This is a genomic window from Deinococcota bacterium, assembly GCA_030858465.1.
Classification (GTDB): Bacteria; Deinococcota; Deinococci; order Deinococcales; family Trueperaceae; genus JALZLY01.
This window is the reverse complement of record JALZLY010000386.1, coordinates 1-7,648: the sequence shown is the minus strand read 5'-3', so window position 1 is coordinate 7,648 and position 7,648 is coordinate 1. Positions and strand designations below refer to the sequence as shown.

Genomic DNA, 7,648 nt, shown 5'->3' with positions numbered 1-7,648 from the left:
AGCGTGGTCTACAACCTCTACGGCATCGAGAGTGGCGAGCGCCTCTTCATCCGGGTCAACCTGGACGACGGCGAGACCCTGCCGACCATCACCGGCCTCTGGAAGGGGGCGTCCTTTATGGAGCGTGAGGTCTACGACATGTTCGGCCTCGAGTTCGACGGCCACCCCGACCTGCGCAAGCTGCTCACGCCCGAGGACCTGGACGGCCACCCGCACCGCAAGGATTTTCCCATCGGCGAGACGCCGACGCTCTTCAACGAGGGCCGCTTTTTGGACCCAGCCTCGTTCCGCGCCGGCCTGACCGGTCGGGATTCGGGTCTCACGGGCTGGCGCGGCGGCACCCGCAAGGGGATCAAGGGTGGCTAAAGACGACAAGAAGCCCGACCAGGCGTCCGGCAGAGAGCCCGGCGAGAAGAGGGTCGAAACGGTCCAGGTCGCGCCGGGCATCACCGAGCAGCAGGAGGTCCGCCACGGCGACTTCCAGACGAAATACATGCGCCTCAACGTGGGGCCGCAGCACCCGTCGACCCACGGCGTCCTCAGGCTGGTGGTGGACTTAGACGGCGAGCGCATCCGCAAGATCGTGCCGCAGATCGGCTACCTCCACACCGGCTTCGAAAAGACCATGGAGAACCGCACCTATCAGCAGTGCGTCACCTACTCCAACCGCATGGACTATCTCCACGCCTTTGGGCACGACCTGGCCTATGTGCTCGCGGTCGAGAAGCTTTTGGGCGCCCAGATCCCACCCCGCGCCCAGGGGATACGGGTGCTGCTCACCGAGCTCAACCGTATCGCCAGCCACCTCGTCTTTTTGGGCACGGGCATCCTCGACATGGGCGCCCTGACGCTGCTCTTCTACACCTTCCGCGAGCGCGAGACCATCTTGGACCTCTTCGAGATGGTCTGCGGCGTGCGCATGAACTACGGCTACTTTCGCGTCGGCGGGCTGTCGCACGACATCCCCGAGGACTTCGTGCCGGCCACGCGCAAGTTCATCGAAGCGTTTCCCAGGATGCTCGAGCAGTACGCCACCATGTTCGCTCGCAACCCGATCTTTTTGGGCCGCACCCAGGGCATCGGCGTGCTCAGCGCAGCGACGGCGCTCGACTACGGCCTCACCGGGCCGTCCCTGCGGGCCAGCGGCGTGAACCTCGACTTCCGCAAGGCGCAGCCCTATAGCGGCTACGAAGGGTATGACTTCGGGGTGCCGCTCGCTAGTGCGGGCGACGCCTACGCCCGCTTCATGGTGCGCTTCGAGGAGATGACCGAGAGCCTGAGGATCGCCGAGCAGGCGCTGGACAGGCTCGAGCCCGGCCCCGTGCGCGACCCCAACCGCCAGATCAGCCTGCCGCCCAGGAGCGAGCTCGAGAACTCGATGGAAGCCGTTATCTTCCACTTCAAGCTGGTCACCGAGGGCTTTCACCCGCCGCGCGGCGAGGTCTACGTAGCGACCGAGAGCGCGCGCGGCGAGCTCGGCTACTATCTCGTCAGTGACGGCGGCTCGATGCCCTACCGGGTCAAGGTGAGAGTTCCCAGCCTGATCAACCTGCAGGCGCTCGAGCCGGCCTCTTTGGACGGCCTCTTCGCCGATATGGTCGTCAACATCGCCTCCCTGGACCCGGTCATGGGGGACGTGGACAAGTGAGGGCGCGCCAGGGTTCGCTCTTTAGCCAGGGTTCGCTCTTTAGAAAGCTAATGGAACATGATTGAACTGGACACGATAAGACCTTTTTTCGCGGACAAGCAGGAGCTCCTGGGCGAGATCCTCGGCCGCTACCCCGACTACGGCCGCCGCAGCGCCTTGATGCCCCTCTTCTGGGAGGTGCAGCGCGCCGAGCGGCACATTTCCGAGGCGCGCCTAGAAGAGATCGCCGCCATCGTTGGCGTGACGCCGACCGAAGCCAAGGGCGTGATGAGCTTCTACTCGACCTACCACGAGCAGCCGGTAGGCGAGTTCCACCTGCAAGTCTGCGCGACGCTGTCTTGCGCGCTGGCCGGTTCGGACGAGATGTACGACTTTCTCGTCGACGAACTCGGCGTCGTCAACGGCGAGACCGATAGGGAAGGCCGCTTCAGCCTGCAAAAGGTCGAGTGCCTGGGCTCCTGCGGCACCGCGCCGGTTCTGCAGGTGGGTGACAGCTTTTACGAGCGCGTGACGCGGTCGCGCTGCCGGGCGCTCCTGGACGCCATGCGAAGGGGCAAGAGGCCGGAGCCCTGGCTCGAGCGCGGAGGGGACAACGAATGAGCGATGCTGGAACGAGTGGGGCCGTCGCGGACAAACCCAAACCTATCGTCAGCCGGAGCGACCCGCGCTTCGAGGTGACGCTCTACGCCCACGTCGGCGTGGAAGGCGCCTGGACGCTTGACTACTACCTTTCGCACGGCGGCTACGAGGCGGCCAGGAAGGCGCTCACCGCCATGGAGCCCAAGGACGTGGTCGAGGAGGTGAAGAGCTCGGGCCTGCGCGGCCGCGGCGGCGCGGGCTTTCCCACCGGCGTCAAGTGGTCGTTCATGCCGCCCGTCGACGGCCGCCAGCGCTTTATCGTCTGCAACGCCGACGAGTCCGAGCCGGGCTCGTTCAAGGACCGCTACTTCATGGAGGACGACCCGCACCAGCTCTTGGAGGGCATGGTCATCGGCGGCTACGCCATCGGCGCGACCAAGGGCGTGCTCTACGTCCGCGGCGAGTACTACCACGCCTACGAGCGGCTCAAGGCGGCCATCGACGAGGCTAGGAAGGCGGGCTACCTGGGCAAGGGCCTGTTCGGCTCGAGCTTCGACTTCGACATCATCTTGCACCGCGGCGCCGGCGCCTACATCTGCGGCGAGGAGACCTCGCTGATGAACTCGTTTGAGGGTCTGCGGGCCAGTCCGCGCCTCAAGCCGCCCTTCCCGGCGCAGGCGGGCGTCTACGGCCTGCCCACCACCATCAACAACGTCGAGAGCTTCACCAGCGCGGTGCATATCATCGCGCGGGGCGCGGCCTGGTACGCCTCGATGGGCACCGACGACTCCAAGGGCACCAAGCTCTACCAGCTGAGCGGGCCCGCGCATAAGCCCGGCGTCTTCGAGCTGCCGATGGGCGCGACCTTTCGCGAGCTCATCTACGACTTAGGCGGCGGCCCCGTGGGGGAGATCAAGGCCTTTATCCCCGGCGGCTCGTCGACGCCGATGCTGCCCTTCGACGATGAGCACCTGGACACGCCCATGGACTACGGCCAGCTCGCCAAGAAGGGCTCGATGCTGGGCACCGGCGGGGTTATCTTGATCCCCAAGGAAAAGTGTATCGTCGACGCCACCTGGAACCTGGTGCGCTTCTACGCCCACGAGTCCTGCGGCAAATGCACGCCCTGCCGCGAGGGCATCAGCGGCTGGATGGTCAAGATGTACGCCAAGCTGGTGCGCGGCTACGGCCAAAGGGGCGACCTGGAACTGATCGAGAACATGTCGCAAAACATCAAGGGCAAGGCCTTCTGCCCGCTGGCCGACGCCTGCTTAAGCCCGGTGCAGTCGAGCATCAAGCTCTTTCGCGAGGAGTACGAGCACCTCATCGCGCACGGCGCGCCGATGTACGCGAAGACGAGTTGGTGGACGGAATGAAAATTAAAGTCAACGACGTAGAACTCGAGCTCTCTCCCAATACCTCCGCCCTCGACGCGGTCTTCGCGGCGGGCTACGACGTGCCCTACTTCTGCTCGCAGGAGTACATGTCGCCCATCGGCGCCTGCCGCATGTGCCTGGCCAAGGTCGGTGCGCCGCGCAAGGACAAGGACGGCGAGTGGATCAGGGACGAGGCGACGGGCGAGCCCAAGATCTTCACCTTTCCCAACCTGATGGCGACCTGCACCACGGCCGTCATGGAGGGCATGGTCGTCGACACCCTCTCTCGTGAAGTAAAAGACGCCCAGGCGGGGATGATCGAGTTCACGCTTCTAAACCACCCCCTCGACTGCCCGACCTGCGACAAGGGCGGCGCCTGCGAACTGCAGGATCGCTCCTACGAGTACGGCACCGGCGAGTCGCGCTTTGTCTTCGACAAGCGCCACCAGCAGAAGTACCACGCCCTCTCGGCGGTGATCACCTTGGACCGCGAGCGCTGCATCCACTGCAAGCGCTGCGTGCGCTACTTCGAGGAGATCCCCGGCGACGAGGTCTTAGACTTCATCGAGCGCGGCGTGCACACCTATATCGGCTCGGCCCAGGAGGGGCTGCCCAGCAACTTCACCGGCAACATCACCGACATGTGCCCGGTCGGCGCGCTCCTAGACACCACCTCCCGCTTCCGGGGCCGCAACTGGGAATACCACCACACGCGCTCGACCTGCCTGGACTGCCCCGTCGGCTGCGCGGTCACCATCGACGCGCGCACCGGTCGCATCGAGCGCATCAAGGCCGCGCGCAACACCGAGGTCAACTTGGACTGGCTCTGCGACGGCGGGCGCTTCGGCCACGAGTACGCCGCCGCGGACGACCGTCTGAGGACACCGCTGCTCAGGGAGAACGGCGAACTGGTCCCCGTCACCTGGGCAGAGGCCACCGCCTACATCAAGGACAAGCTGGCGAACGTCGCCGGGGAGGATGTGGGCATCGTTCTGAGAGCGGATAGCACGCTCGAGGAGGGCGTAGCCGCGCAGTCCCTGGCGGAATTTTTGGGCACGAGCGGGCTCGACCACTCTCCCCGCCCGGCGGCCTCGGTCATCCCTCAGGGTGAGCGGGCGACCTTGACCGACCTGGCCACCAGCGACGCCATTATGGTCCTCGGCGACGTGACCGAGGAGGCGCCCATCGCCGACATCCGCATCAAGGACGCCATGAAGGGCGTGGCGCCGCCCGAGCTGCTGCCCCACGGCGTGCCGCTCGCGGACCTGCGCCTCAAGGAGCGCATGCCCAGAGAGCGCGAGCTTCTCACCGTCTTGAACCCCTATCCCTGTGACCTGATGGGGCATGCCGGCCGCGCCGCCGTCTATCCGGCGGGCGGCGAGGCGGCACTCGCGCAAAGCCTGCTCGCCGCCTCAGGCGGCGAGCAGGTCGAGGACGCCGAGAGCAAGACCGGCTTGAGCCAAGAGGCGCTTGCCGCCGCCGTGGGGAGGCTGAAGGAGGCTAAGAACGCCGTCATCGTCTACGGCGCCTTTATGTTGAGCTCGCGCGAGGCTTGCGCTGCGGTAGCGGCCCTCGCCCAGAGGACGGGCGCCAAGCTCATGGCGCTGGGACCGATGGCGAACGCCTACGGCCTGCAAGCCATCGGCATCCTGCCCGGCAAGGCCGGCCTCTCGTACCGCGACATGCTCAGCGGCAGCGCCAAGGCGCTCATCCTCTCCGGTCTCGACCCGGCGCAAGACGCTTCGCTGAGAGAAGGCCTCGCCGACCCCGACCTGCCGGGCCTCGAGCTCCTGGTCGTCCACGACGCCTTTCTCACCGAGACGGCCAAGCTCGCCCACGTCGTCTTGCCGGCCAAGACGGGCTACGAAAAGGAGGGCACGACCGTCAACTTGGAGGGCCGCTTCCTGAGGACCCAGCCCGCGCCGGTAGACGCCGGGACGAGCGAGGACTTCATGGGCGTGGTCAAGTGGCTGGGCGAGGCGCTCGGCCGGCGCATGGACGGCCGCAGCGTCAGGAGCGCCCACCGCAAGCTCAAAAAGACCCTGGGCGTAGACCTGTCCGAGCTGCCGCCCGAAGGGGCCTTTGTCAAGGTCGAAGCTGTCAAGGTCGAAGCTGTCGAGGTCAAGGCCGCGAAGCCGCCCAGGCGCGGCAAGGGCAAGAGGAGTTCGGGCAACCTCCTGTTGGTGCCAAAGATGGCCCGCCCCGAGAGGCTGGGGCGCAACCCGCACCTGCGCGCGGTCTACGGCGACCCGGCGCTGGTCCTGCACCCCAAGGACGCGCGCGCGCACGAGCTCGCGGACGGTGACGGCGTCAGGGTGAGCGTGACAGGCTTCGAGCGCCTGGCGAGGGTGCGGCTCGACGCTGGCCAGCCCGAGGGCCTGATGCTCCTTCCCGCCCTGCCCGACCAGCCCGCGGGGATGTGCGAGATCGACCTGGCGGGCGACCTCGTGCGCATCGAGCCCCTGCCCCCGCCCCCGCTGCCTCAAGAGGACCTGCCCGACAGCCGCCTGCTGAGCGGCACAGGCGTGAGCGGAGCGGGAAAGTAATGCTCGTCGAAGGCTCGCTCCTCGTCACCTTCATCAAGGGGCTGCTGCTCTGCACCGTGCTCCTGGGCTCCTTTGCCTACATGACCCTGGTCGAGCGCCGCCTGCTGGCGCGCATGCAGCACCGCCTGGGGCCCAACCGCACCGGGCCGCTGGGCCTGCTTCAGCCCATCGCCGACGCCATCAAGTCGATCTTCAAGGAGGACATCACCCTCACCGGGGCCGACAAGGTGGTCTTCTTGCTGGCGCCCTTTGTCTCGATCACCTTCGCGCTGTCGGCCTTTGCCGCCATTCCCGCCGGGCCGGCCGGCAGCCTTTTCGGTTATAACCCCTGGATCGTCGACTTGGACATCGGCCTGCTCTTCATCCTGGCGGCGACCAGCATCGGGGTCTACGGCATCTTCCTGGCGGGCTGGGCCAGCAACTCTAAGTACGCGCTCCTGGGCGGCCTGCGCTCGTCGGCGCAGCTCATCTCCTACGAGCTCGGCCTGGCCCTTTCGGTCCTCGGCCTGATCATGCTGACGGGCACCTTGAACCTGCGCGAGATTGTCGACTGGCAGGCGGGGAGCGCCATTCTCCTGATCCTGCAGCCGGTCGCCTTTGTGACCTTCGTCATCTCGGCCATCGCCGAGGTGAACCGCACGCCCTTCGACCTGCCCGAGGCCGAGCAGGAGATCGTGGCTGGTTACATGACCGAGTACTCGTCGCTCAAGTGGGCGCTTTTCCAGATGGCCGAGTACGTCAACATGATGACCGCGGCGGCCTTTATCTCGACGCTCTTCCTGGGCGGTTGGCGCGGTCCGGCCTTTATGAACGCCCTCATCCCCGGCATGGCCGAGTGGCCGATAGTCTGGCTGGTCCTCAAGATGGCGCTGTTCATGTTCTTGTTCATCTGGCTGCGCGGCAGCCTACCTAGGTTCCGCTACGACCAGCTCATGCGCTTCGGCTGGATCTGGCTCTTCGAGATCGCGCTCCTGAGCGCGCTCCTCACGGCGGTGGTGGTAGCTTTTGTTCTTTAAGAAGTTTAAAAGTTCAAAGGTTGAAAGGTTAGCAGGTTCTTTAACTTGCCAACCTTCAAACCTTCAAACTTTCCAACCGAACCTGTATATTGGAGGTACATCATGAGCGTGTTGGATATCGCCAAGGGCATGGGGGTCACGCTCGGGCACCTCTTCAAGAAGCCCGTGACCGTGGCCTATCCCGAACAGCCCGCCGACATCAAACCGCGCTTTCGGGGGCGGCACCATCTCCTGCGTCACCCCAGCAGCGGCCTGGAAAAGTGCATCGGCTGCTCGCTCTGCGCGGCGGCTTGTCCGGCCTACGCGATTTATGTCGAGGCGGCCGAGAACGACCCGGAGAATCCGACCTCGGCGGGTGAGCGCTACGCGAGCATTTACGAAATCAATATGCTGCGCTGCATCTTCTGCGGTTTCTGCGAGGAGGCGTGCCCGACCGGCGCGGTCGTGCTCGGACACGAATTCGAACTCGCCGACTTTAAATAC

7 protein-coding genes are annotated in these 7,648 nt (G+C 65.7%); all 7 read left to right on the top strand.

What is annotated here, in order from left to right; translation table 11 throughout:
• On the top strand, positions 1-366 hold a 366-nt coding region (locus M3498_19040), incomplete at its 5' end, for an NADH-quinone oxidoreductase subunit C (protein MDQ3461365.1).
• 127 nt (positions 367-493) lie between these two features.
• Positions 494-1,648 (top strand): NADH dehydrogenase (quinone) subunit D, encoded by a 1,155-nt coding sequence (gene nuoD, locus M3498_19035; GenBank protein ID MDQ3461364.1) that lies wholly within the window; start codon positions 494-496, stop codon positions 1,646-1,648.
• Positions 1,649-1,705: 57 nt separating this feature from the next.
• The gene (gene nuoE / locus M3498_19030) at positions 1,706-2,248 is read left to right on the top strand and encodes an NADH-quinone oxidoreductase subunit NuoE (protein MDQ3461363.1); all 543 of its coding nucleotides are present in this window, start codon (positions 1,706-1,708) and stop codon (positions 2,246-2,248) included.
• A complete protein-coding gene (nuoF, locus tag M3498_19025) occupies positions 2,245-3,603 on the top strand; it encodes an NADH-quinone oxidoreductase subunit NuoF (GenBank protein ID MDQ3461362.1) in 1,359 nt (452 codons plus the stop codon). The genes nuoE and nuoF overlap by 4 nt, the downstream gene beginning before the upstream one ends.
• Entirely contained in the window at positions 3,600-6,149 is a 2,550-nt protein-coding gene (gene nuoG, locus M3498_19020) for an NADH-quinone oxidoreductase subunit NuoG (protein ID MDQ3461361.1), read from the top strand. Before nuoF ends, nuoG begins: the two co-directional genes overlap by 4 nt.
• Entirely contained in the window at positions 6,149-7,165 is a 1,017-nt protein-coding gene (gene nuoH, locus M3498_19015; protein MDQ3461360.1) for an NADH-quinone oxidoreductase subunit NuoH, read from the top strand. The genes nuoG and nuoH overlap by 1 nt, the downstream gene beginning before the upstream one ends.
• A 102-nt stretch (positions 7,166-7,267) precedes the next feature.
• A partial coding sequence (gene nuoI, locus M3498_19010; protein ID MDQ3461359.1) for an NADH-quinone oxidoreductase subunit NuoI occupies positions 7,268-7,648 on the top strand: 381 nt, incomplete at its 3' end.

Bases quoted from the DNA above. Each gene is read 5' to 3' on its own strand.
- nuoD (MDQ3461364.1), top strand. From the start codon at position 494: ATGCGCCTCAACGTGGGGCCGCAGCACCCGTCGACCCACGGCGTCCTC.
- nuoE (MDQ3461363.1), top strand. From the start codon at position 1,706: ATGATTGAACTGGACACGATAAGACCTTTTTTCGCGGACAAGCAGGAG.
- nuoF (MDQ3461362.1), top strand. From the start codon at position 2,245: ATGAGCGATGCTGGAACGAGTGGGGCCGTCGCGGACAAACCCAAACCT.
- nuoG (MDQ3461361.1), top strand. From the start codon at position 3,600: ATGAAAATTAAAGTCAACGACGTAGAACTCGAGCTCTCTCCCAATACC.
- nuoH (MDQ3461360.1), top strand. From the start codon at position 6,149: ATGCTCGTCGAAGGCTCGCTCCTCGTCACCTTCATCAAGGGGCTGCTG.